This is a genomic window from Cobetia sp. UCD-24C, from assembly GCF_001306765.1.
Classification (GTDB): Bacteria; Pseudomonadota; Gammaproteobacteria; order Pseudomonadales; family Halomonadaceae; genus Cobetia; species Cobetia amphilecti.
On sequence record NZ_LJTD01000004.1, the window covers coordinates 147164 to 172764 of the forward strand.

Sequence of the window (25601 nt, forward strand, 5' to 3'; positions counted from 1 at the left end):
GGGTATACCTTCTAGGTAGTATTAGGCGGTCTCGACGATCGCAAAGTGTTCACGAAGGGCCGAGACACTTCGTGTCAGCTGATCTTCCAGAACTGATAGATAATCGCCTGTCTTGACGGGGGTAAATGGGTCAGGGCCCATGGCAGGTGCTTCAACGATGATTGGGCCGGCGTATTGCATGGCCTGAAGCTGAGTAAACTGATCCGCCAAGTGGCTGTGCCCTTGACCGATACCGCCGCGATTGGAGTCGGCAACATGATAAAGTCCAAGTTGATCACCAGTCTCGGCAAGTGCACGTACGGGGTCAGCTTCCTCGATATTCATGTGGTAGGCATCCAGCAGCACCTTGAGCTGGGAGCTGCCGACATCCTGAATAAGCTTGCGGCATTGCGCCGCGGTATTGACAAGATGAGACTCGTAGCGATTGAGAACTTCATAGACCAAGGGCATATCGCGTTCGGCGGCGTACTCACATAATGGTTTCAGTGCCTCGACCAAGTGGCGATATTCGCTATCTTGATCGCTGCCCTCTGCGGCGCGAATGCGCCCCACAAGCCCGTGCAGTGATACGCGTGCTCCGCCCAGTGCCTGAGCAAAATCAATGAGATCTCGATAATAACTATCGGCTGCCTGCCGATCTGAAGCATGTGGGGAGGCGGGATCACAATCCCCTGGCGTCAGTGAGAAAACTTGTAATCTATGAATTTGGCACAGTGCAAGGATTGCCTCTGGAGTGAAGGTTTCCAGGTCGCCGTGCAGTTCAACTCCATCAAACCCCAGCCGTGCCACGCGAGCGAAAATATCTTCGATCGGTTGAGGGCCGAAGGTCCAGGTACAGACACCTAATTTCATGACATGCCTCCATGGCGGTCATAGCCTTGCCAGCTTGGCAAGGCGTGATGATCAAGAGGTCGGGCAATTCACGAGTTGGCATGCCCGACCTACAGGGAGTGTTGGATCAGAGAGTCGGCATGGTGAAGTGACTGGTTTCGCTGCGCAGGCCATCTGGCCAGCGAGTCGTGACAGCCTTCATGCGGGTATAGAAACGCACACCATCCGGGCCGTGCATGTGAAGCGGGCCAAAGAGAGAGCGCTTCCAACCGCCAAAGCTATGGAATGCCATCGGGACAGGGATCGGCACATTCACGCCGACCATGCCGACCTGAATGCGAGTGGTATATTGGCGGGCAGCATCACCGTCGCGAGTGAAGATGGCTGTGCCGTTGCCATACTCGTGGGCATTGATGAGGGCAATTGCCTCGTCGAGTGATTCCTGGCGAACCAGACACAAAACCGGCCCGAAGATTTCTTCGGCGTAGATGCGCATGTCAGGGCGCACATGATCAAAGAGGGTCGCGCCCACGAAATAGCCGTTCTCGTGCCCCGGGACCTTGATGTCACGGCCGTCCACGACCAGCTCCGCACCTTGCTCGACACCGCTGTCGATGAACTCGATAACCTTGTCGGCATGCACGCGCGAGATCAGCGGTCCCATGTCATTTTCTTGCCCCTCGACTTCGCCGGGGCCAACTCGCAGGGTGGCCATCCGCTCGAGGATCTTGTCACGCAGTCGCTGAGCGGTTTGCTCACCGATCGGTACTGCGACGGAGATCGCCATGCAGCGCTCACCAGCACTGCCGTACGCCGCTCCCATCAGGGCGTCTGCGGCCTGATCCAGATCGGCATCCGGCATCACGACCATATGATTCTTCGCCCCCCCCAGGGCCTGAACACGCTTGCCATGTGCTGAAGCTGTGGAATAAATGTATTCGGCGATCGGGGTGGAGCCGACAAAGGAAACGGCCTCGACGCGCTCATCGGTCAGCAGGACATCGACGGCTTCCTTGTCCCCATTGACGACGTTGAATACGCCCGGCGGCAGGCCGGCTTCCGTCAGCAGTTCTGCCATGCGCAGCGGAGCAGAGGGATCTTTCTCCGAAGGCTTCATGATGAAGGTATTGCCGGTTGCCAGGGCAATGGGGAACATCCACATCGGTACCATGGCCGGGAAGTTGAACGGGGCGATGCCTGCGCAGACACCTAGCGGTTGCATCAGAGAGTGGCTGTCTACGCCGGTACCGACATTAAGAGAGTGTTCACCTTTTTGAAGGTGGGGCATGCCACAGGCGAATTCGACGACTTCCATGCCGCGAGTCACCTCACCGAGCGCATCCGAATGCACTTTGCCGTGCTCACGCGAAATCAGTGTGGCGAGTTCGTCGCTATGCTTTTCCAGCAGTGCCTTGAAGCGGAACAGGATGCGTGAGCGCTTGAGGGCTGAGGTGTTGGACCAGCCGGGGAAGGCGGCGCTGGCGGCAGCTATGGCGGAGCGGGTTTCCTCGGCACTGGCCAGTGACACACTTGCGGACTGCTCGCCAGTGGCCGGGTTATAGACTGGTGCATTACGACCGCTGTCGCCGGGTTGCGTTTGACCATTGATGAAGTGATGTAACTGTTGCATGAACGTGTCCTCGTGGAGAGTGGTATTGGCGCTGACTCAAGCGAAGTAATCTGAGTCGTGCGGGCTGTCTATGCAGCCTGGTGGCCTAGAGCCGGCTCCCTCCGTGCGCAGAGGAATAAGAACCGTGCTATTTGTTGAGCGCGGTTGCCACATCATCCCGGCCCAAACCTTTCGGAAAACTTTGAATCAGCAGATGAATCAGGCGTTGATCAGCTTTGCCTCGCGTGCGAGATGAGCCAGGTTGTCGTGACCGAGCGTCGCGTAAGTCAGCGGGTCGGCGACGGCAGGGTCTTGCTCGGCCTCTACAACCAGCCAGCGATCATCGTGCTGACCATATCCCTGACGCTTCAGCTCGGTGAAAAGCGCGGCAAAGTCAACACCGCCGTCTCCCGGCACGGTGAAAACGCCATCCAGTACGGCATCCAGGAAGGACTTGTCACGGTTGATCGCGTTGTCCATCAGTGCCATACGGATGTCCTTGCAGTGGACGTGGGTAATGCGTTTGCCATGCTTGCGTGCCACGGCGACGGGATCGCCACCGGCATAGGTCAGGTGACCGGCATCCAGCAACAGCTTCACGTGTTGTGTGGAGGCCATCAAACGGTCCACATCGGCTTCACTCTCGATGACGGTGCCCATGTGATGGTGATAAGCCATTTCCACGCCTTGAGACGCCATCTCTTTTGCGACAGCATCCAGGCCGGTTGTTAAACGCTCCCAATCGGCATCATTCATGACGGGGCGGCGTGAGACAGGAGTGTCTTGATCCCCATGTACACAGCGGCTGACTTCGCAATACACCATGACAGTAGCGCCACACGTCTTGAGCAGCTGAAGATGATCATTCAGGGCTTCCAGCTCTTCCTCGATGCTACGCTCCAGCAGACGGCTTGAGTACCAGCCAGATACCAACGCCAGATCGTGAGCATTGAGTACCTGAGACAGGGCGTCGGGGGTGCGCGGGAATTTGTTTCCTAGCTCGAAACCAGCAAAACCTGCCTGGCGGCCTTCGCTGAGACATACCTCCAGCGGTGTGTCGGCACCGAGGCTCGGTAGATCATCATTGGTCCAGGTCAGCGGGTTGATGCCTAGGCGAATGCTCATGGCGGTATCCTTCTTCGAGATATTGAGTGTGCAAGGAGGCACCGTGGCCTCCGAGGGCATGGCGTAGACTCAGGGCCGGAGAGGCTGCCTGCACCCGACCCTGTGGATGTTTTAGTGAGCTTGTTGCTGTTTTTGCGTCACATAGCCCTGGTAGGCGTCACGGACCTCAGTACGTTCGCTGACCTCGGGAATGGCGACCTCCCACCAGTGCCCGCCTTCCTGGGTGGAGGGCAACGGATCAGTGTCTAGCGCGATGACGTAGGTTGTCTCTGAGGCCCGGGCACGCTCGAGGGCGGCTTCCAGTTCGCCAATCCCTGTGACCTGTTCGGCCTGACAGCCCAGCGCACGAGCGTGTGCCGCAAAATCCACCTTGGGAGCGCCTTCCGGAACGGTGCGACAGTCCTTGAGCAGATTGTTGAAACCGGCACCGCCAGTCGCGTGTTGTAGGCGATTGATGCAGCCGTAGCCTCGGTTATCGAGCACGACGACGGTCAATTTGTGGCCCAGCATCACTGAGGTGGCCAGCTCGGAGTTAAGCATCAGGTAACTACCGTCTCCCACTACGACGGTCACATCACGCGATGGGTGAGCCATCTTGACGCCCATCCCGCCGGCCAGTTCATAGCCCATGCATGAGAAGCCATATTCCACGTGATAACTGCCGGGGACAGTGGCTGCCCATAGCTTGTGAAGCTCACCTGGTAAGCCGCCGGCGGCACAGACCACGGTGGTGTCTTCTGTCGCTTGACGATTTACGGCACCGAGTACCTGAGCATCGGTTGGCAGCGAGAGTGCCTGGTCAGCCATCACGCTTTCCCTGACCGCTTCCCATTCCTGCTTGAGCCCAGATTGGCGTTGCACCCAGCTATCTGGTGCAGCCCAGTCGGCTAGCCCCGTCGTTAAAGATTCTATTCCGCGCAGTGCGTCGCACTGCAGCTGCTGTGCGCCATGCTTGACGGCATCGAAGCGACCGACATTGAGGCTGATGAGTGTTTGATCGGCGGCTTCAAAGAGCGTGCGAGAGCCGCTGGTAAAGTCTTGGAGTCGTGAACCGATGGCCAGAATGACATCTGCTTCACGTGCCAGCTGATTGGCGCTGGCCGCGCCCGTCACCCCAATCGCGCCCATATTGCGAGCGTGGCTCCAAGGCAGGGCACCTTTGCCTGCCTGTGTTTCGACCACGGGGATACCGTGCTGCTCGGCAAAGGTGGATAGAGCATCGCACGCCTCGCTGTAGTGCACGCCACCGCCTGCAATCAAAAGTGGGCGCTTGGCTGAGCGGAGCGTGTCTAACGCCATCACAAGCTCTTCCTGGGCGACAGGAGCACGGCGGATACGATGGAGCTGGCGGTCGAAGAAATCGGTAGGCCAGTCGTATGCCAGCGTCTGGACGTCCTGTGGCAGACACAGGGTGGCAGGGCCGCAGTCCACGGGATCCAACAGCGTCGCCAATGCTTGGGGAAGGCTGGTCAGCAACTGTTCCGGCCGTGTGATGCGATCAAAGAAGCGCGAAACAGGTCGGAAGCAATCATTGACGCTCAGGCCGGGGTCGTTGAAATGTTCGACCTGTTGAAGCACCGGATCTGGTGCGCGGCTGGCGAAGGTGTCGCCGGGCAAGAACAGCACCGGTAATCGGTTGACATGGGCAAGCCCGGCAGAGGTCACCATGTTGGTGGCACCAGGTCCGATGGACGAGGTGCACGCCATGATTCGGCGACGGTTGTTCGCCTTGGCATAGGCGATGGCAGCATTGGCCATGCCTTGTTCGTTATGAGCACGATAGGTGGGGAACGCATCACTTGCAGCGTGCAAGGCCTCGCCAAGGCCTGCCACATTGCCGTGGCCGAAGATGGCAAAGCAGCCACCGAACAAGGGGACTTCCTGTCCGTTTTGCTCGATATATTGCGCACTCAGGTATCGCACCAATGCCTGAGCGACTGTCAGGCGCACGGTACCCGGCGCTGCCGCTGAGTGAGAAACAGAGCTCATTGCAGGACTCCTTCTGCGAGCGTGGTGGCAGGACTGGCATCCTCTGCGTTGCAATAGGCATCACGCAGTTTCTGCCAATGGGTAATCAATTCGAGATAGTTGTCAGCAGCCTGTCGGGTCAGGGTCGCGTCATCGATAGTGCCCGAAAGCCAAGCTTGGCTGGGGGCGGTGAATAATGTACGGCCGACGGTGAACCCTTTGCAGATCGGGAAACGTGCTGCCTGTTCGAATCCACGCTTTACGTCTTCGATGGGGGCATCCAGTCCCAGAAGTACGACACCGTGACACCAGCTATCGCGTGTACTGATGATTTGGTTCACCTTTTCCCAGCCCTGGGCTGTAAGAGCCGGAAGTTTCCACCAATCGGGACGAATGCCGAGGTTGTAGAGACGCTCCAGACTGCGCGGAATGGTGGTCTCATCGCAGGTGGGGGCGTCTGCCTGACGTGGCGGAATCACTTCAATCAGCAGTTCATGTCCGGAAATGCAGCAAGCGTCATACAGCTGGCGCAAGCGGGCTTCCTGGTCAAGGCGCAGTGTGGCTTCGTCATCGGGGTGGTAGAACACCAGGCACTTCACGATGTGGTGGCGCGGCCAGCGTCTCAGCTGGCTACCGATGTCATCGCCATGCTGGAAGCGAAGTGGGCGTGAGCTGGGGAGCTCGACCGGGCGGCCGACCCACCATTCCAGTTCAGCGGTGTCATTGAGTGCATCCTGGCCCAAGACATCATCACAGAGGATCGCCGGCCGTGTGATGCCGGCCTGCTGTGCCGCTGTGCGGGTGGCTTGTACCAGTAACTGCTTCAAGCGAGGCAGGCGATCGGGGTTACCTTCGACATCGCGTGCCATGTCCAGGAATTGACGGCGATGGTCGAATGCCAGTCCCAGCACGCTGTCCCAGTGCGCTACACGACGGGTGGTGACGCGATGCAAGTGGGTTAGATGACCATCAAGATCCGGGCGAGGCACGGACTCGCGGCGGCTCAGATAATCGAACAGTTCCGCTTCTGTGGGCATGGCTGGTGCACACCCGTGACGGGACACCACCAAGGCGCCGCACGCGTTGGCGTAATGGCCGCAAGTTTCCCAACTTTCATCGCGCAGGTAGCCACGCAGGAAACCGCTCATGAAAGCATCGCCGGCACCGAGTACATTCATGACCTCGACCTTGACGCCCTCGACCAGAATGCCCTCTTCCAGTTGTTGCGGGATCTCTTCTTCGAAGATGACGCAGCCACGCGCCCCTATCTTGCACACGAGCACTGCCTCGCTATGACGGCGAACTTCACGCAGCGCTTCTAGCGTGTCGGTACTGTTGCCGGCAATGTGAAACTCTTCTTCCGTGCCGACGATCAGGTCAAAGTCGCCAAGCCAACGTGCCATGTGCTGGCTTACGCTTTCATCCGCGACGAACCGAGTCTCGCCATCGCCAATGCTGGTCAGCCCCCAGAGTACTGGCCGGTAGTCGATGTCCAAGACACGCTTTACACCAGCGTTTCGTGCAGCATCCAGTGCCTTGCGAGCAGCGCGCTGCGTACGCGGTGTAGAGAGATGAGTGCCGGTGATGGCTAAGGCACGTGCTCGGGAGATAAATGCCGGATCGACATCATCTTCATCAATGGCCATGTCAGCACAGTCGTTACGAACAAAGAGTAGGGGGAACTGGTCTTTGTCCTTGATGCCGAGGAGCACCAGGCCCGTCAGGCGTTCAGGATCGCGGATTAAGTGGCTGACATCACAACCGGCCGAGGTGAGCTCTTCGCGCAGAAATTCCCCCATCTGCTCGTTGCCAACTCGAGCTAGCATCGAGGATTTGAGTCCAAGGCGTGCCGTACCATACGCCATATTGCCGGAGCTCCCGCCCAGGTATTTCTTGAAGCTGGTGGCGTCCTCGAGACGCGCACCGATCTGTTCAGCGTAGAGGTCAACGGCGACGCGGCCGAGGCAAATGACATCCAGATCCGGTGAGTGAGGAGAGTGGCGCGTCATGGGCATATCCCTTAATGGGCCGGTGTTACCCGGCATTGACAATAATCGATGTAGATCGAGGTATCGGGGGGAGCCCCGTAGTGCTTATTGATGATCTACGTGTACGCCTGCTCGCGGTCAGGCAACAGAGGCGGAATCCGTCCGTTGGAACTCCGCCAACTCTGCATCCAGGCTGGCCATTTCCTCGCCACCGGCCATCATGTTGAGCACTTCCTCACGAGTGATGTCCTCTTTGCGCCAGCTTCCTAATGAGGTGCCGCGCTTGAGCAGAGTAAAGGCATCACCGATGGGGTAGGCGTGATGGACGTTATGCGTGATGAAGATGACGCCGAGCCCTCGGTTGCGCGCCTGAGCGATATAGCGCAGTACCTTCGATGCTTGCTTGACACCTAGTGCTGACGTTGGCTCATCCAGAATGAGCACCTTGGCACCGAAGTAGACAGCGCGTGCGATTGCGACACACTGGCGTTCGCCGCCTGACAGCGTGCCGACGGGTTGAGACGGGTCACGCACATCGATCCCGATCTTGGCCATCTCTTCACGTGCCACCCGATCCGCAAACTCCCAGTCCACATATTTGAAAGGACCGAATCCCTTGGTGGGCTCACGGCCCATGAAGAAATTACGGGTGATCGACATCAAGGGAATCATTGCGAGGTCCTGGAAGACCGTTGCGATGCCAGCATCGAGTGCCTGGCCGGGAGACGTGAAGTTGGCAGGGCTTCCCTCCAGCAGCAGTTCACCGTGGGTCGGGGCATGCACGCCTGACAGAGTCTTGATGAGGGTGGACTTGCCTGCGCCGTTATCGCCGAGCAGACACATGACTTCGCCTGCGTAGACTTTCAATGAAATATTGGAAAGAGCGACAACGTTACCGAAGTGCTTATCGACAGCCTGCATCTCGATAAGAGGAGTGCGGGTGTCAGCGGCTTTAGGAGTATCGCCTCTGGCGCGATCGGCGACGGTCGTAGTCTGTTCCGGCGTCTGTTGCAGGTTGGCGTTAGTAGTCATTACTTAGCCTCCAGAGCTTTCTTGCGCACGTAATTGTTGAACAGTACTGCGATCAGGAGCATGGCGCCGAGGAAGACCTTGAACCAGTCAGTGTTAACGCCGGTGTAGAAGATGCCCATCTGTACCGTGCCGAAGATAAGCGCACCGAATACGGCACCCACGGCAGAGCCATATCCGCCTGTCAGCAGGGCTCCGCCGATGACGACGGCGATGATGGCTTCCAGTTCCTTGAGCAGACCGCGAGTCGTGTCGGCTGAACCGGTATCCATGACTTGCAGGCAGGCAAAGATGGTGGCGGCGACAGCGGTAAAGATAAACAGCAGGATCTTGACCTTCATTACAGGGACGCCGACGTTGCGTGCAGCATTCACATCACCGCCGCAGGCGAATATCCAGTTGCCGAAGCGGGTGTAAAGCAGCAGCCAGGTCGCGGCAGCGGCCAGTACAATCCACCAGACGATAGAGACCGGGACACCAGTGACACTTGGATTTCCCGCGAAGTTGGTGGCAATCCAGCCTTGGGCTGCCATCCAGCTGAAGAGGCCAGTAACTACCTCGCCGGAGAAAAACGGTGCCAACCAGTCATGATCGGCAATCTCTTGCAGACCGCTGACTTGGGTGCGTCCAGTCGTCAAGCGGGTCAGGCCGATGGCCAGGCCGCGCAGGATGAACAGAAAGCCCAGTGTGACGATGAAGGAGGGCAGGCCTGTCCGCATCACCAGATAGCCGTTAATCCAGCCAATCAGGGCGGCACAAGCAAAGGCGAAAGTAATGGCCAGCCAGAGGGGCCAGCCGTATTGCACGGCAGGGATGGCAATCAAGATGCCGGCAAAGCCGATCATGGAGCCGAGAGAAAGGTCGAATTCACCGCCGATCATTAGCAGCGACGCCGCGATCGCGAGAATGCCTAGCTGCGCAGAGACTTCCAGGAAGTTGAGGATGCCCGCCAAGCTGAACATGCCTGTCCCCGAAGCGGCGACAGAGAAGAAGGCAAATACCAGGATGGTGCCGGCAATGGCGCCAAATTCAGGACGTTTCAGCGCGGCCTTGAGGGGGTGAACGCGGCGCAGCCGTTCGTCATCAGCGGCCGGAACGGCACTGACAGTGTGATCAGTCATGATGCTCTCTCCTGGCGCCCTCACTGAGAGGACGCCATGTCATGGAAATGAAAGTTTTGCCAAATTGAGCTTTTCGCTTAGCGAATGCCTTGCTCTGAAAGCTCGATGACCTGACCTGCATTTTCGGCGGTAACAAACCCGGGGCCTGTGGCGACATCGCCAGCCGGCATCAGACCGTGTATGTGGTACTGATGCATGAAGACCACCGGCAGATAGCCCTGCAGGTACTGTTGTTGATCAATGGCAAAGTTCATTTCACCCGATTGAATCGCGGCAAGAATATCGGGGGAGAGGTCGAAGGTGCCGAGCTGAAATTTTTGAGTAGCGCCGGCTTCTTGCATGGCTTTGAGCATTGGCTCAGAGCCGAGAGGCCCCAGGGCGAGGATGGCGTCCACTTCGCTATGCTGATTGAGGTAAGCCACGAGAGAGTTTTTGATTTCGGTGGGATCGGTGCTGGTGGCTAGCTCGCTGGCGCTACCGTCAAACCCTTTGATGAAGCCCGCACACCGTGCATCTAGGCCTACGTTGCCTTGTTCCTGATTGATGCAGAGCCCGTGCTTGGCGCCGCTCTCGACCATGCGTTCTGCTGCACCGCGCCCTGCTTCATATTCACTTTGACCAATGTGAAGACGTGCGCCAATCTCCTTGGACTTATCGCCACCAGAATTGATGGTGATGACCGGGATCTGCTGCTCCACAGCGTTCTTGATGCCTTTGCCCAATGCATCGGCGTCTGTCAGGGAAATGATAAGGCCATCTGGCTGTGAGGCCACAGCAGCATCCAGTAGTTGGGCCATCTTTGCCATGTCAAAGGTAGAAGGTGCGCGGTACTCGACTTTGACACCAAGCTCTTCAGCCGCATCGTCAGCGCCGCGCTTGACGACAGACCAGAAGGGGTCGGAGTTCTGGCCATGAGTGATCATGACGTAGCGTTCGGTGTCGGCTGCCCAGGCAGCATTGGCCACAGAGACTGCTAACAAGGCTGTCGTGAGACTGGCTACCGCACGACGCAGGCGTGGCATCCTTCTGTGAGAGTTCGGAGAGGTGGCGAAAGGCTCGACTTTGTACATGGTTGGCTCCTGACGTTCTTTGGTTATTGTCTTTGTCAGTGAGGAAGAGCGGACTGGCGTTGCTCTCTTCCAGTATGCGAGTGCCCAGTGGTCTGGAGCATGGCGTGTTCCATTCCGACCGGTAGTTGGAATGTAGATTCCACTTGGGCGGAATGCAACCGGAATATTCAATTTATTTTTTTGTTGGAATTTTCATTCCATGTGCCTAGACTGCCAGTCATCGTTCACTCCCGAGTTACGGCCGCATCGGCGCCGGGTCGGCAGGTGACAAGTGACAGGAGTATCTATGGCAGATATCACCCCTCTACAAATGACAGCTCGGCAGATTGAGTCTTTCGAATCCCTCGAGGCGCATATCAGCCAGCAATACCCATCGCTGTCGCGTCGGCTGCAACAAAGTGCCCGCTTTTTGTTGGATCATCCTCAAGAAGTGGCTTTCGGTACCGTGGCAGGTCTCGCCCAAAAAGCCGATGTCACGCCCTCTACGCTCATCCGCTTCGCCAATGCTGTGGGGTTTTCGGGCTTTTCGGAGATGCAGAAACTTTTTCGAGCACGCCTAGTAGAAGCTGAGCCCAGCTACAGCGAGCGCATCAGAGTCGCCCGAGAAGTAACGGGTGAGAGTCCTGGTGCTCACGAGCTGTTGAGAAGTTTCTCGGCTGCCAATCAGCAAGTACTTGGTGAATTGCCAGGGCGTATCGCGTCGAAGGATATCGAGCGAGCTCTCGATCTGTTAGAAGTCGCGGAGGCTGTTCACCTTCTGGGGGCACGGCGAAGTTTCGTCGTCTCAAGCTACCTGGCCTACTCATTGCGGCATATCGCCAAACGCGCCTTCTTGATGGACGGCATGGGAGCGATGTATCGCGAGCAGGCAGAGGCGATCTCCCCCCAAGACTGTCTGCTGGTCACCAGCTTCGCGCCTTACGCAGAAGAGGTGCAGTCTGCCGTCCATGTGGCGCGTGAGCGCGGTACCCCCACGGTACTCATCACCGACTCTTCCCTGAGCCCGCTGACTCACCATGCAGATGTCGTATTGGTGGTGAACGAAGCGGAAGTTCAAGGCTTCCGAGGCCTGACGTCCACGCTATGCCTAGCCCAGGCACTTGCCATCGGCCTGGGCGTTCGCCAGCAGGGCAGCGGGGAGTTGCAGGGCACCACACCGCTAGACACCTCATTGCAGTAAGAGGGCGCTGCCAACTTTTGAGGCTGAAGTACGGAAAAGGCGAGCACTACAGGAGGTAGTGCTTGCCGACAGTCCCTCTCAATTCGTTCGAGACGTAACAACAACAAACGCCATAGATACGGAGGACGCTTCACATGAAAATCGCTCTGCTGGGTGCCGGTCGCATCGGTCGTGTTCACGCTCGCGCCATCTTTGAGCACCCCTTGGCTCAACTGGCGTGTGTCAGTGATGCCTTCCCGGAGGCTGCCAATTCACTCGCTGCGGAATATGGTGTGCCGGTGATGACGGCGGAAGACATCTTCGCGTCAGCGGACATTGATGGTGTTCTGATCGCCTCCTCCACTCCGACTCACTGTGACTTCCTTGAGCGCGCGGCTCGTGCTGGCAAGGCGGTACTTTGCGAGAAGCCGATCGATCTGGATCTTGCGCGAACGCGTCACTGTCTTGGTGTGCTGGCAGAGTACCCCGTGACCTGTGCACTGGGGTTCAATCGTCGCCATGACCCTCAGTTCTCGGCGCTCAAGCAGGCGCTGGAAGCGGGACGAATCGGGGAACTCGAGATGATCACCATCACCAGTCGCGATCCAGAGCCGCCGCCCGCAGAATATGTGGCAGCCTCGGGAGGACTCTTCCGTGACATGAGCATTCATGATCTGGACATGGCGGTCTGGCTGCTGGGCGAGTCGGTCACGGAGGTGACGGTCAGTGGCAGCTGCCTTGTGGATCCAGCCATCGGTGAAGCGGGAGATCTGGATAGTGCACTCATCAATCTGAAGAGTGCTTCTGGCAAGTTGGTCTCCATTAGCAACTCGCGTCGTGCCTGTTACGGCTATGACCAGCGGATCGAGGTCTTTGGCAGCCAGGGCATGCTGGAGGCGCGCAACGAGACTGATACGCGCCTGCGCTTCACCGGCGTGGAAGGCGTGGTGGAAGAGCGTCCACAGTGGTTCTTCCTCGAGCGTTACGCGCAGGCCTATGTTCGTGAGGTGGGAGATTTCGTCACTGCCTGGCAAGAAGGTCGTGCCCCTCTGGCCGGAGCCCAAGATGGTCTTGCCGCGTTGGAACTCGCCGAGGCAGCTCTAATTTCCTATCGCGAAGGTCGGCGTGTACTCCTCAGTGAGATTCGCTGAAAGGCCACTCCTCCAACACCACTGCCAGACAGGAGCTGATACATGACTCTTCTCGTTAGACCGCATGCCCCGAGCGAAGATGGCACCTTGCTCGAGGTAACCCCGGAATCTGCAGGCTGGACACACGTGGGCTTTCGCGTGCATCGCTTGAAACAAGGTGAGCGTTTCGAGCGCCACACCGAGAGTCGTGAGCAATGCCTCGTGCTGCTCTCGGGGCGCGCGACCGTGCGTTCCGGTGACCAGACTTTCGAGAATATTGGCGAGCGCATGAGTGTATTCGATCACTTGCCTCCCTATTCGGTGTATCTGCCAGATGGCGTCGCCTACTCGGTAGAAGCCCTGACAGAGCTTGAGATAGCAGTTTGCAGTGCACCGGGGCATGGCAACCATGCCGCGCGCTTGATTCGCCCCGAGCAGGTGGCCTGTTCGACACGAGGCGAGGGGACCAATACGCGCCATGTGCAGGACATTCTTCCGCAGACAGAGCCTGCTGATAGTTTGTTGGTGGTTGAGGTCTATACACCGCCGGGTAATTGGTCCAGCTACCCGCCGCACAAGCACTGTGCGGACAACCTCCCGGAAGAGTCTTTCCTGGAGGAAACCTACTATCACAAGCTCAATCCGTCACAGGGCTTTGCGTTCCAGCGTGTCTATACTGATGATCGCTCTCTGGATGAGACCATGGCGGTGGAAGACGGTTGCTGTGTGATGGTGCCGGAGGGATACCACCCCGCCGCCGCCCCGCACGGCTACGAGCTCTACTACCTCAATGTCATGGCCGGCCCCAAGCGGGTCTGGAAGTTCAAGAATGATCCTGCGCATGAGTGGATCGTCGAGCAGGCGTGATAGACAGGTCATTCTTCGATAAGTCGTAAAAAGCCCGCCTCTGGACATTCCAGAGGCGGGCTTTTGCGTTCATGGCGTCACATTACGCCAGAGGGCTTCATACCAGCTCGCGCTTTTCTTCCCGTGCGATGCGGCGATCACGTGCGACCGCGCGGCAGATGACGATCAATACCGCCAGGGTGAGCACTGGCCATACCAGTACGTAGGTGGCAAATAGCAATGTCATGTGTGTTGTCTCCCTGTTCTGTCTCGGACGTTATCCAGATCATGCGCCGGTGGAGGCAGCAGGCTGCGTCTGGATCGGTGTTGTCGTATCACGATCGCCTGAGTCAAGTGCTTCGTCATAGTTGCCGACACGTGCGGTGATGGTGTCGAAGTCGAAGCGTTCCTGGCGGCTGGCGAGGCTCATGACCACACACACCAGGGTGCTGGTGCCGTAAGCGGTCAGTGATGCCAGCAGGACGGTGTAGTCGCGCAGGAAGTCAGTCGCGAAGATCAGCATGGCGATCATGGCCGCGATTCCCGCAAGGATGCCGAGAATGCGCCCCAGGAAGCCGAATACCATCAGGCCGATGATCACGCCGCCGCCGATGCTGGCGAGCAGCTCGAAGAACAGACCGCTCATGCCCGTCAGCGGCACCAGTTCAAAGCGTGCCAGGCAGAACATCACCATCGCGACGATGACCGACGTGGTGAAGGCGGTGTTGGTCACCCGGTTCCAGAAGCAGCTGGCGATGACCGGGAAGACGATCGCGCCCCACAGAGCCCCGACGAAGACCAGCATCACCAGGATATCCAGTGAGAAGCTGGCGAAGACGATGCCCAGCACCGTGGCGATGATCATGGTCAAGCGGCCGATGAAGAGCATGCGCTTCGGGTCTGGCTTGCCGCGGGCGATATTCTTGCCATAGACATCGGCCATGATGATGGCGGACAGCGCGGAAAGGTCGGAATCCGCGGTGGAGGACAGCGAGCCGATCACCAGAATGAAGAACAGCGCGATGAAGAACGGCGGCAGATACTCGGACACCATCTGCGGGATGAGGTTGTTCATGTCGCCGTTGAGCGGCTCCACCCCGAGTGTCAGTGCCATCAGGCCAATCATGCCCAGGCCGATGACGATGGCGCCATAGCCCAGCGTCGCGGTGAGGAAGGTCGGCTTGATGTGGTCTTCGTTGACGGCGAACAGGCGCTGGGAAATGGTCTGGTTACCGATCGCATAGGCCAGTACCGCGACGAAGAAGGGCGCACCCTGATTCAGGATGGCATCCGTCGAAAAGAAGTTGGCCTGCTCTGGCGTCAGGTTATCCAGGCCTGCGACCAGCTCTGTCGGGCCACCCATCGCGAAGAACACTGCCGGGATGATCACGATGGCGATTGCCATCAAGGCGACCAGCTGCGCGAAGTCGGTCAGCACCGAGGCGCGGAAGCCGGACCACAGGGTATAGAACAGCACCCCGACGCCTGCCATGATCACGCCCGCCTGGAAGGACAGCGGCGAGAGCACGGAGACGAGCGCCCCGGCGGCGGTGAAGTTGACCATCAGGCTGATCACGCTACCCAGCAGGTTGGAGAGCGCCAGAATCAGCTGACTGGAGGAGCCGTGGCGCGCATGGATCAGCTCGCCCAGTGTATGCGCATTGGGCGCCAGCTTGCGGAAGCGGCGGCCGAAGGGGTAGATGAACAGAATCATCAGTGCACCCCACAGGCCATAGTGGATCGGCCCTGAGACACCATAGGTATAGCCGGAGGTGGCGGCAGCATAGAAGGAGGCCGCCCAGATCCAGGTAGCCGTCATGCTCGCCGCGCCCATGCCGAAGCCAACGCGATGGTTGGAGACCATGAAGGCATCGGCATCTTCATTTTTCTTGCGGATCCCCAGCGTCATCAGGTAGGTGCCGCCATAGAAGGCAAGCAGCAGCAGTACGACAGTCAGGGTAGAGAATTGATATAGCGATTCGTTGTTCAAGAACTGGCCCTCGGTAGGGAAACAGGGCGCTACGCAACGCAGTTGCCAGAGGGCAAACGGTTGTCGATAGCGACGAGTAAGGAGGGGAAGGTTCTTAGCCGTGGACGTAGTTCAGCGTCATTTGCTCAAGCAAATGGCATCCAGCGCAGCACGTGGGCCGCGTCATCAATAATCGGCAATCTCGGTCAATGAAGACGGAGTTGGTGGCACTTCCCGGTCAGGCGGGAACTTGGGGGAGGGCGGCGTGGCATGCATCTGCCTTCATCGGAATAATGATATCGCATACGCGTCCTTGTTATCGGTCAAGCCTTGCAAGGGCGCTGATGCGAGTTGTTGGTCAGCCCCAAGCTTGGCAAAACGGTGTTTTTATTTTCTCTCGTTATCAAATTCGTTGGCAACGATAAATTATACGCATGTCAATGTCCACACCCTGGCGGGCAAAGCTTGCCTCTCATTCACGTCAACGGTGGTTGGACGAGCGGGTGCGACGATGTTCAGTGGCGTGACACGTGCCAGAGCAGCATGGAAGACATGACGTATTATATAAATAATATTACTCGGCATGAGTTGTGTTTATTTGCTGAGCTTTCTGAATGGAGCCAGAAAGTTGAATAAATCGTTGTCATTACGTCATGCGTATTACTTGTCCAATGCTTGAGGAAAAGACTCCCTCAATGGCTCAGGCAACGACTGACTCGGCGTGGAAGGGGACGTTGACGCATGGGAGAGCGAGTCTTCAAAGCGGCCTACCCACAGTAAAACGCCCTGTCCGAAGACAGGGCGTAGTGGGCATGCTCAGCGCAGGGTTTGGCTTACCGAGAGCTTTCCGCCGTCTTGCGAGTGCTTTCCCAGCGCAGGTGCGCTTCGGGAGAATAGCTACGTGACGGCGTGTGCTCGAGACCGATCTTGGCGGTACCGATCGACACCAGACGCAGCAGGGACGCCGTGGCGGCAATCACGATGAACAGCGCTGGCACACCGCCGAGGTTGGAGAGCATCTTGATGCCGTCAATGCCCACGAAGGCCGTCATGATCCAGGCGACGGCGCCGATGGTGCAGCCCCAGATGATCTTCATGAGCAGACGATCATGGGTGTTTTCATCACTGTCACCGGCCATGGCGGCCTGGCTGTCGGTGCTGCACAGCTGGCTGATCGCTTCGGTGTTGGAGTCGGCCGCCGTCACGAAGGACAGGAAGGCGATGATCAGGAAGACGGCGCTGACCAAGGTGCTCATCGGCAGTTCGTCAAACAGGGCATAGATGACGGAGCCTGCACCAGACTCATTCAGCAGTTGGTAAAGCGCACCGCCACTTTGCATGTCGAACTGGATAGTGGAGCTTGCGAAGACACTCACGTAGGTAATCGAGAACAGAGCCGGTGCGACAAGGTTGATCAGCATGAACTGGCGCACGGTATAGCCACGGGAAATCTTGCCCAGGAACAGGGCGGAAATCGGTGCCCATGCCATCCAGTTGGCCCAGTAGAAGATACTCCAGCTTTTCGGCCACGGATCGTCATCGAAGGCCCCGGTGAACAGGCTCTTTTGCATGAAGTTGTTGAAATACTCACCTGCGGCTTCGGTGCCATAACCAAGAATGGTCTGGGTCGGGCCGCACAGGAAGACGAAGGCCATGAAGACGAAGAAGGCCTTGGCGTTGATGGCGGAAAGACGCGCAATGCCTTTCTGCAGACCACTGGCCGCGGAGGCGGTAAAGCAGGCCACGATGGCGAGAGTCACCAGTGCCAGCATCAGCGGGCCAGTGCCGGTCCCCAGGAAGCGGTCCAGGCCGCCGGCCAGTGTCATGGCGCCGGTGCCCAATGACGATGCCATGCCGCAGACCAGTGCGAACAATGCCAGTGCATCCAGCGCGCGGCCCTTGCGACCGATCAGACGATCACCCAACAGCGGCACGAAGAGCGTGCCGAGCGAGAACGGCTTGCCCAGGTTGTAATGCATCAGAGCGAACAGTAATGCCGGGACGGTATAGATCGCATAGGGCGTGAATGACCAATGCAGGAACATCGTCGAGAGCGCAAAGCGCGCCGCCTCGGGAGAGTTCGCCGTCAGATCCAGCGAACCGGGGGGAGTATGCAGATGATAGAGCGGTTCTGCGGTCGACCAGAACATGATGCCGACGGCCAGCGTTGTACATAGCGTGATGGAAAACCAGCGCCAGGGTGTCAGGATCCGCGTGGCATTTTCACCACCGATCCGGGTCCGGCCCAGTGGTGACAGGTAAGTGATCAAGCATGTCACCACCATCGCCAATGCCGTAATCGAGAACAGCCAACCGAACTTGTTGAGTACCCAGTCATTCAAGGCCGTCGTGGTGGCGAGAAAGCCTTCAAGATTGATGAGGCTTGCTGCCACCGCGACCATCAACAGGATGAACGGTGGCCAGAAGACCAGGGGGCGGATGGAAGAGCCAAACATACGCATTCCTATAATTTCTTGTGAGGGTGCGGATCCTAACCCATAAAATTCTGTTTTGTCAGCGTTGAGATTCGCTCATCAACGGCGTATATACGCGCGCGTTCATGTAATGCGCTGGCGGGATTTCAAGAAAGTTCTGTCCGGAAATTGCGTCAGTGGCTAACGCCCCCGAGCCGTTACGCAGACTGCATGGCCCACGACACTGTGCGGGTCATGACACTCAAGAGAAAACCACGACACCCCCATTGCCTTTCGGCCCGGGGGTGTCGTGGTTTCTCCTAGAGGACTTGAGTATCACGCCATCTCGAGCTAGCTCAGCTGGACTGGGAAGATTGCCAGCGCTGGTGAGCTTCCGCCGAATAACTGCGTGACGGCGTGTGCTCGAGGCCGATCTTGGCGGTGCCGATCGAGACCAGTCGTATCAGAGACGCCGTGGCACCGATCACGATAAAGAGCGCTGGTACCCCGCCGAGGTTGGAGAGCATCTTGATGCCGTCGATACCGACGAAGGAAGTCATGATCCAGGCGACGGCGCCGATGGTCGAGCCCCAGATGATCTTCATCATCAGGCGGCCCTTGCTGCGGTCTTCGCTTTCATTGCCTGCCAGAGCCTCCTGGCTATCCGAGCTGCAGAGCTGGCTGATGGCGTCGGTATTGGAGTCGGCCGCTGTCACGAAGGACAGGAAGGCGATGACTAGGAAGATCCCCCCCACCAGAGAGCTCATCGGTAGCTCATCGAATAGTGCGTAGATCACCGAGCCAGCCCCGGCCTCGCTGAGAATGGTGTTGAGTGCCCCGGCGGTATCCATGTCGAGCTTCAATGTCGTGCTGCTGAACACCGCGACATAGATGATCGAGAAGAGTGAGGGCGCCACCATGTTGATCAGCATGAACTGCCGCACGGTATACCCCCGTGAGATCTTGCCCAGGAACAGAGCCGAGATCGGTGCCCATGCCATCCAGTTGGCCCAGTAGAAGATGGTCCAGCTCTGTGGCCAGGGGTCATTGTCGAAGGCCCCGGTGAACAGATTCTTGCTCATGAAGTTGGTGAAGTATTCGCCAGCCGCTTCCGTGCCGTAGCCCAGGATGGTCAGCGTCGGACCGAAGGCGAACACGAAGATGAGAAAGGCGAAGAAAGCCTTGGCGTTGATGGCGGACAGGCGTGCGATGCCTTTTTGCAGACCACTGGCCGCCGAAGCGGTGAAACACAGCACGATTGCGAGGGTGACGATGCCCAGCATCAGCGGGCCCGAGCCAGTGCCGAGGAAGCGGTCGATGCCGCCTGCCAGTGTCATGGCCCCTGTGCCGAGGGACGACGCCATGCCACAGACCAGGGCGAAGAGCGCAAGTGCATCGAGCGCACGTCCCTTGCGACCGATCAGTCGATCTCCCAGCAGCGGCACGAACAGGGTCCCGAGCGAGAAGGGTTTGCCGAGGTTGTAATGCATCAGGGCAAAGATCAGAGCAGGGACGGTGTAGATCGCATAGGGCGTGAACGACCAGTGCAGGAACATGGTCGAGAGCGCGAACCGCGCGGCTTCCGGGCTATTGGCGGCAATGTCCAGCGAGGTGGGCGGCGAGTGCAGATGATAAAGCGGCTCTGCGGTCGACCAGAACATGATGCCCACGGCCAACGTGGTGCATAACGTGATGGAGAACCAACGCCATGGGGACAACAGTCGCGTCGCGTTCTCGCCGCCGATACGGGTGCGGCCCAACGGCGAAAGATAGGCTATGAGGCAGGCCACCACCATGCTGAGCGCCGTGATGGAAAACAACCAGCCGAACTTGCTCAGTACCTGGTTGTTGAGATTGGTGGTGACAGCCAGAAACCCTTCGAGGTCGACCAGGCTGGCGACGACGGATACGAAGAGCAGTATGAACGGGGGCCAGAAGACCAGTGGTCGAATGGAAGATCCAAACATGGGTCACTCCTTGATCTTGTTATAGTGTTTCTTGCGGGAAGGGGATTCGGTATAGCGCGGTGTCGGGGTCGGGGGGGGCCTCATTGTAAGATGCGAAAGAATCGAACGTTTGTTTTTGTTGAGAATATCATGTTTATCGCACGTTCATGGCTGGCCATTCCAGATCGGGAAACCTCGCCCAGGTGTGGCAGTGGGTTGCGCATGCAGCCTATGGCAATGAACCGCGAGAAATCTTGCGCCCTGTCGTAAAAAGAAACGCGAAGGTCGCAATCGGGATAGTAAAGACTCCCGCATAAGCAGCAAGACCCATGCAAAGCCAGGAGCCTTACGAGCCCCGATGGGTTTGGTATCATCGAAGGCAATTACGCGGGTGGCTGTCTGTGACAGTCACCCGTCTTTGTCATTGTCTTTTCGGCGGAGGTGAGAGCGGCATGCGAGGCGTTTGTCAGTTTCGAGAATGGCTCCTGCTCTCCCATCGTCCGCCTTTCGTGAGTGTCGTCTATGCCAACCCCTCTGCCACTGCAGAAACTGCCGCCCTTGAGTTCGCTGAAAGGGTTTGAAGCTGCTGCGCGTCTGCTGAGTCTCCGCGCGGCTGCCGAGGAACTGAACCTGACGCATCCGGCCATCGCCAACCAGATTCAGCGTCTCGAAGAGAGTCTGGAGGTGAAACTGTTTGCCCGTGAAGGCCGTCATGTGGTGCTGACGGCGGCTGGCGAGCGTTTCTATCCGGTAGTGCGTGAAGCGCTGGCGGGCCTGGTGCAAGGCGCCGAGTCTCTGCGCCAGATGCAGCATGCCCAGCCGCTGACGATTCAGGTCTATGTGACGACCTCGATTCGCTGGTTGGCACCTCGCTTGTCGCATTTCCAGGCCATGCATCCTGAAGTCGAGCTCAAGCTGATGACGTGCAGTCTCGGCTGGGAGTTCGATGAGGCCAATGCCGATGTCGGTATCGTCTTCCGCGATGCGCCGCTGGCGGACCACCTGCACTGGCAGCCGTTGTTCGAGTCACGCCTCTTCCCGGTATGCAGCCCCCAGCTGCTGGGCGACGATGCACGCTCGGTTGCCGCGGATGCCTTGAAGACGCTGCCGTTGATCGGGGTCTACACCGAGGGCTGGAATTGGGAGAGTTACTTCGAGGCATTGTCGCTAGGCCCGTGTCCCACCCGCAATTGCATCGTGGTCGACACCCTGGCCGTCGCCCTGGAGATGGCGGCGCGCGGGGAGGGCGTCGCATTGGTCAACGGGCCCTTTGCCGACGATGACCTGGCGAACGGTCGACTCATCAACCCGACCGGACAGGTGACGACCGGGCGCGGTGAATGGGGGGCTGTCTGTCATCGCGAGCTGGAGCGGGACCCCCGCGTCGCGACCCTCCTTGGCTGGCTGGAGGCACAGAGTCGCAGCGTGCCCACCTGATCCGCCAGAGCGAGAGCTGTTACGTGACTACGCCACCTTCGGGTGGCGTTTTTTGTTTCTGTGTTCTGAGTTCTGGACATCTGGCATCTGCCGGTTGATCGCTGTGCGCTGTTTGCTGTTCGTTCGGAGACGTGGGGGCTGGGTGGACTCACAAAAATTGTTACCAATCGCAAAATTCTTATGAATTGTTGGCAGGCAGGTCGGCCAGTAGGGTGAGCTTCAAGATGACATGGGCCACGACGGACAGGATTCCACTCCGTCCCAAGCGGCCCTGTGCAGTACACCGGACAGCCAGCAGGCAGACAGCAAAGAGGACAGCACATGAAAGTCGGATTCATCGGTCTCGGTAACGTGGGTGGCAAGCTGGCAGGTAGTCTGCTGCGCAATGGACATGACGTCACCGTGCGTGACCTTGACCCGGAAGCCGCCAAGCCTTTCCTCGCGCAGGGTGCCAAGTGGGCGGATTCTTCCAGGGAACTCGCCGAAGCCAACGACATGGTCATCACCTGCCTGCCGTCTCCGGCTGCCTGCAGCGCCGTGATGGAAAGCGACGACGGCATCATCGCCGGTCTGCGTGAAGGCAAGATCTGGCTCGAGATGAGCACTACCGACGATGGCGAACTGCGTCGTATCGCCGACAAGGTGCTGGCCACCGGTGCCAAGGCACTGGAAGCGCCGGTCTCCGGCGGCTGCCACCGTGCCGCCACCGGCAATATCTCCATCTTCGTCGGCGGTGACCGCGAATCCTTCGAGCAGGTGCTGCCGGTGCTGACCAACCTGGGGCGTCGAGTTCTGCACACCGGGGAGCTGGGTACCGCCTCCGTGCTCAAGGTGATGACCAACTATCTGGCCACCGCCAACCTGTGCGCCGTCGCCGAAGCCCTGACCGTCTGCAAGAAGGCCGGCATGGACATGAACACCACCTACGAGGCGATCAAGATTTCCTCGGGCAACTCCTTCGTCCACGAGACCGAGTCCCAGGTCATCCTGAACGGAAGCCGCAACATCAGCTTCACCATGGATCTGGTGCTCAAGGATGTCGGCCTGTTCGACACCTTGGCCAAGAACCTGGATGTGCCGCTGGAAATCTCCCCGATGCTGATGGACATCTTCCGCGATGGCCAGGAACGCTTCGGTCCGCGTGAGTGGTCCTCCAACATCATCCGTCGTCTCGAGGAAGCCGCCGATGTCCGTGTGCTCGGCACCGGCTTCCCGGCAGAGCTGACCGATGACGAGCCGGAAGAAGTCGGCTACGAAGTCGGCGTTACCGGCCGCAGCTGAGCCGTGAAGACTGCCCCGGAGCGCCGTGCGAATGGCCTCCGGGGCATTTGCGTTTGAGACTCACCCTCAGGGAAAGTGTTCTCTCCCACCAGCAACGAGAGGTCTGGCATGCAACATCACGACAACTTCTACATCAATGGTCACTGGCAGGCACCCTTCGGGCGCGAGCGCATGGAGGTCATCAATCCGGCCACCGGCGAGCTGTGCGCCAGTGTGCCGCGCGCCGGTGAGCAGGATGTGGAGGCTGCCATCATGGCAGCACGTCAGGCGCTGCCTGCCTGGTCCACGACATCCGCGCAGGAACGCCACGATATCCTGATGGCGGCAGCGGATGAGATGCAGCGTCGCTTCGATGAGCTGCGCGACGTGCAGGTGCTCACCATGGGTTGCCCGGTGCAACTAGCCGGCGCGCTGCACGTGGAAGGTCCCATCGAAGGCATGCGTTACTACGCCGAGCGTGCCTTCCAGATGGAAGAGGACGAGCGCAAGGGCGATGTGACTCTGATGCGCGAGCCCATCGGTGTCTGCTCGCTGATCAACCCGTGGAACTATCCGCTGCATCAGTTGATCGGCAAGCTGGCCCCGGCGCTGGCGGCAGGCTGCACCGTGATCGCCAAGCCGGCGGAGCAGACGCCGCTGCAGGACTTCATCATGGCCGAGATCTTCGAGAAGGTCGGTCTGCCTGCTGGCGTCTTCAATGTGGTGACGGGCGAGGGCAGCGAGATCGGCCCGGTGATGTCCGGCCATCCGCAGGTCGACATGGTGTCCTTCACCGGCTCGACCATTGCCGGTAGCAAGGTCGCCGAGAGTGCCGCGCCTACCGTCAAGCGGGTCTGTCAGGAACTGGGCGGCAAGTCGCCGTTGCTGGTGACGGAAGATGCCGACCTGGCCACGGCCGTGCGCTTGAACGTCGAGAACGTGATGGCCAATACCGGCCAGACCTGCGACGCCTTCACGCGTCTGCTGGTGCCGCGTTCGCGCATGGAAGAGGCGACCCGTCTGGCGGTCGAGATCGCCAATGAGCAGGTGGTGGGTGACCCGAATGATCCGGCGACCACCATGGGGCCGCTGGTCTCCCAGCGTCAGCGCGAGCGGGTGCTTGATCTGGTGCAGCGGGCCATCAACGATGGTGTCGAGCTGGCGCTGGGTGGCGTCGAGCCGCCCGAAGGGCTCGAGAAGGGCTGCTATGTGCGGCCGACCATCTTCACCAATGTCAGCAATGAAATGGAGATCGCCCGTGAGGAGGTCTTCGGCCCGGTGTTGTGCATCCTGCCTTACGACGACGTGAAGCAGGGGATCGCCATCGCCAATGACAGCGTCTATGGCCTGTCATCTGCGGTCTATGCGCGTGACGCCGAGGCAGCATTGCCCATCGCCCGCTGCATGCAGGCAGGACAATGCTATCTGCAAGGGGCAGAGTTCTCCTTCGATGCGCCCTTCGGTGGCTACAAGCGTTCCGGCAACGGCCGCGAATGGGGTGACGAAGGCCTGGCGGAATATGTCGAGGTCAAGGCACTGCTCGGGGCGCCGGCCATCGCCTGACAGAAGGCGGGCCGCGCCGCCGTGATGCCACGCAAGATACCCGTGATTCGTGAGGCCAGAGTGGCCCGTGAATCACGGGTATCTTGCATTCGCGCCATCGACCATTCGCGCCATGGACAAAAGGCGCCCTCAAGGTGCTTGTCGGCTGTCGCAGCCGCGTTTCGCTATCAGGGCAACACCGATAACGTCTGTCAGATCGCTGGGTGCTGAAAAATACCTATATTGGGCGCTGAAAATACTTATATATAGTGGCAAGACTTTGTGCGGTGCAGCATGACGGGCTCGCCAGGCAACGTTTTCGGCCTCAGATGATGCGCGAGGACAGCTGGCGCGCCGCCTGGACCAGATGCTTGGAGTAGGCGCGTGCCTGCTGCGGATTCAGCCAGTCCTGGCTGATGACGGCGCTGATGGCGGCGATGGGCTCATTGCGCATGTTCAGTACAGGTGCGGCGATACAGCTCAATTGTCCCTCGGCATCGCCACTGGATACGGCATACCCGAGGCGTTGCGCACGCTCAAGCTCGGCATCCATCTCGTCACGGCGTTCGGCCAGTTCGGGCGTGATACGCGTCGCAGCCTCCAGGTACAGCTGACGCGAGCTCTCGGGGCGCATGGCGAGAATCGCCTTGCCGGCGGCGCAGGCGTGCTGGGTCATGGTCTTGCCGATATAGAGGTTGTAGCTGCCACTGCCGGAGGCATCGACCTTCGAGATCACCACCACCTGGTCCCCGATGGGGATGCACAGGAAGATCGAGCGGTGAATCTCGTTCTTGAGAATCTCCGCGATGGGGTAGAAGACCGGGATCAGGCTCTGCTTGTTGTAGATCGTCGAGGAGATCTGGAAGATCCGCGAGCCGATGCAGTAGGACTTCTTGCGACCGGGATCGTGAGCGACCAGCTGATGGTGCAGCAGGGAATTGATCACGCGGTGACCGGTAGCGGGTGAGATGCCGGTAGACTCACAGATTTCCGAGAGCGTCAGCGGGTAGGAGGCTGCCGCAAGCAGATCCAGAATCATAACACTGTGGTCGACGGCAGGGGCTTTGGTCTTCTCGTGATTCATGAACGCGGGGTCACTCCGAAACGCGAATCTCGGTCACAGGCGGTTTCTGGCCAAAGGCTGTGACACTGTGACG

General features: G+C 58.9%; 19 protein-coding genes. 6 read left to right on the forward strand and 13 right to left on the reverse strand.

Features of this window, described 5'->3' with window-relative positions:
- Positions 1-21 precede the first annotated feature (21 nt).
- From AOG28_RS17685 to AOG28_RS07125, 8 genes are all read right to left on the reverse strand, one after another.
- Complete coding sequence (locus tag AOG28_RS17685) at positions 22-852, reverse strand: sugar phosphate isomerase/epimerase family protein (protein WP_082388448.1); 831 nt, start codon at positions 850-852, stop codon at positions 22-24.
- Positions 853-958: 106 nt separating this feature from the next.
- Complete coding sequence (locus AOG28_RS07095) at positions 959-2461, reverse strand: CoA-acylating methylmalonate-semialdehyde dehydrogenase (RefSeq protein WP_054555851.1); 1503 nt, start codon at positions 2459-2461, stop codon at positions 959-961.
- 198 nt (positions 2462-2659) lie between these two features.
- The gene (gene iolE, locus AOG28_RS07100; protein WP_054555852.1) at positions 2660-3565 is read right to left on the reverse strand and encodes a myo-inosose-2 dehydratase; all 906 of its coding nucleotides are present in this window, start codon (positions 3563-3565) and stop codon (positions 2660-2662) included.
- Positions 3566-3676: 111 nt separating this feature from the next.
- Positions 3677-5554 (reverse strand): 3D-(3,5/4)-trihydroxycyclohexane-1,2-dione acylhydrolase (decyclizing), encoded by a 1878-nt coding sequence (iolD, locus tag AOG28_RS07105; protein WP_054555853.1) that lies wholly within the window; start codon positions 5552-5554, stop codon positions 3677-3679.
- Positions 5551-7542 (reverse strand): bifunctional 5-dehydro-2-deoxygluconokinase/5-dehydro-2-deoxyphosphogluconate aldolase, encoded by a 1992-nt coding sequence (locus AOG28_RS07110; protein ID WP_054555854.1) that lies wholly within the window; start codon positions 7540-7542, stop codon positions 5551-5553. The genes iolD and AOG28_RS07110 overlap by 4 nt, the downstream gene beginning before the upstream one ends.
- A 117-nt stretch (positions 7543-7659) precedes the next feature.
- A complete protein-coding gene (locus AOG28_RS07115; protein WP_054556104.1) occupies positions 7660-8442 on the reverse strand; it encodes an ATP-binding cassette domain-containing protein in 783 nt (260 codons plus the stop codon).
- Between the two features lie 110 nt (positions 8443-8552).
- Positions 8553-9671 (reverse strand): ABC transporter permease, encoded by a 1119-nt coding sequence (locus AOG28_RS07120; RefSeq protein WP_054555855.1) that lies wholly within the window; start codon positions 9669-9671, stop codon positions 8553-8555.
- A 77-nt stretch (positions 9672-9748) separates the two neighbouring features.
- On the reverse strand, positions 9749-10741 hold the full coding sequence (locus AOG28_RS07125) for a sugar ABC transporter substrate-binding protein (RefSeq protein ID WP_234368214.1): 993 nt from the start codon (positions 10739-10741) through the stop codon (positions 9749-9751).
- Between the two features lie 286 nt (positions 10742-11027).
- Here AOG28_RS07125 and AOG28_RS07130 point away from each other — a divergent pair, with 286 nt between their 5' ends.
- The 3 genes from AOG28_RS07130 to iolB all read left to right on the forward strand — a co-directional run bounded on the left by AOG28_RS07130 (position 11028) and on the right by iolB (position 13897).
- Complete coding sequence (locus AOG28_RS07130) at positions 11028-11921, forward strand: MurR/RpiR family transcriptional regulator (RefSeq protein ID WP_234368213.1); 894 nt, start codon at positions 11028-11030, stop codon at positions 11919-11921.
- A gap of 134 nt (positions 11922-12055) precedes the next feature.
- A complete protein-coding gene (iolG, locus tag AOG28_RS07135) occupies positions 12056-13051 on the forward strand; it encodes an inositol 2-dehydrogenase (protein ID WP_054555856.1) in 996 nt (331 codons plus the stop codon).
- Between the two features lie 42 nt (positions 13052-13093).
- Positions 13094-13897, forward strand: a complete 804-nt coding sequence (gene iolB, locus AOG28_RS07140; RefSeq protein ID WP_054555857.1) for a 5-deoxy-glucuronate isomerase — start codon at positions 13094-13096, stop codon at positions 13895-13897.
- 97 nt (positions 13898-13994) lie between these two features.
- On the opposite strand, the gene AOG28_RS18650 is transcribed toward iolB, so the two are convergent.
- The 4 genes from AOG28_RS18650 to AOG28_RS07155 form a co-directional block, all read right to left on the reverse strand.
- Entirely contained in the window at positions 13995-14123 is a 129-nt protein-coding gene (locus AOG28_RS18650) for a putative transporter small subunit (protein WP_215824257.1), read from the reverse strand.
- Positions 14124-14162: 39 nt separating this feature from the next.
- Positions 14163-15866: a sodium:solute symporter family protein gene (locus AOG28_RS07145; RefSeq protein WP_054555858.1), complete on the reverse strand. Its 1704-nt coding sequence runs from the start codon at positions 15864-15866 to the stop codon at positions 14163-14165.
- An 812-nt stretch (positions 15867-16678) separates the two neighbouring features.
- Positions 16679-18301: a BCCT family transporter gene (locus AOG28_RS07150; protein WP_054556107.1), complete on the reverse strand. Its 1623-nt coding sequence runs from the start codon at positions 18299-18301 to the stop codon at positions 16679-16681.
- Positions 18302-18615: 314 nt separating this feature from the next.
- On the reverse strand, positions 18616-20226 hold the full coding sequence (locus AOG28_RS07155) for a BCCT family transporter (protein ID WP_054555859.1): 1611 nt from the start codon (positions 20224-20226) through the stop codon (positions 18616-18618).
- A 501-nt stretch (positions 20227-20727) separates the two neighbouring features.
- Between AOG28_RS07155 and AOG28_RS07160 the strand changes: the two genes are divergently transcribed.
- From AOG28_RS07160 to AOG28_RS07170, 3 genes are all read left to right on the forward strand, one after another.
- Positions 20728-21642, forward strand: coding sequence for a LysR substrate-binding domain-containing protein (locus tag AOG28_RS07160; RefSeq protein WP_054555860.1), 915 nt, complete (start codon positions 20728-20730; stop codon positions 21640-21642).
- Between the two features lie 321 nt (positions 21643-21963).
- A complete protein-coding gene (locus AOG28_RS07165) occupies positions 21964-22923 on the forward strand; it encodes an NAD(P)-dependent oxidoreductase (protein WP_054555861.1) in 960 nt (319 codons plus the stop codon).
- 108 nt (positions 22924-23031) lie between these two features.
- Complete coding sequence (locus AOG28_RS07170) at positions 23032-24465, forward strand: aldehyde dehydrogenase family protein (RefSeq protein WP_054555862.1); 1434 nt, start codon at positions 23032-23034, stop codon at positions 24463-24465.
- A gap of 304 nt (positions 24466-24769) precedes the next feature.
- Here AOG28_RS07170 and AOG28_RS07175 read toward each other — a convergent pair whose 3' ends face one another.
- Complete coding sequence (locus AOG28_RS07175; protein ID WP_054555863.1) at positions 24770-25528, reverse strand: IclR family transcriptional regulator; 759 nt, start codon at positions 25526-25528, stop codon at positions 24770-24772.
- Between the last annotated feature and the right edge of the window lie 73 nt (positions 25529-25601).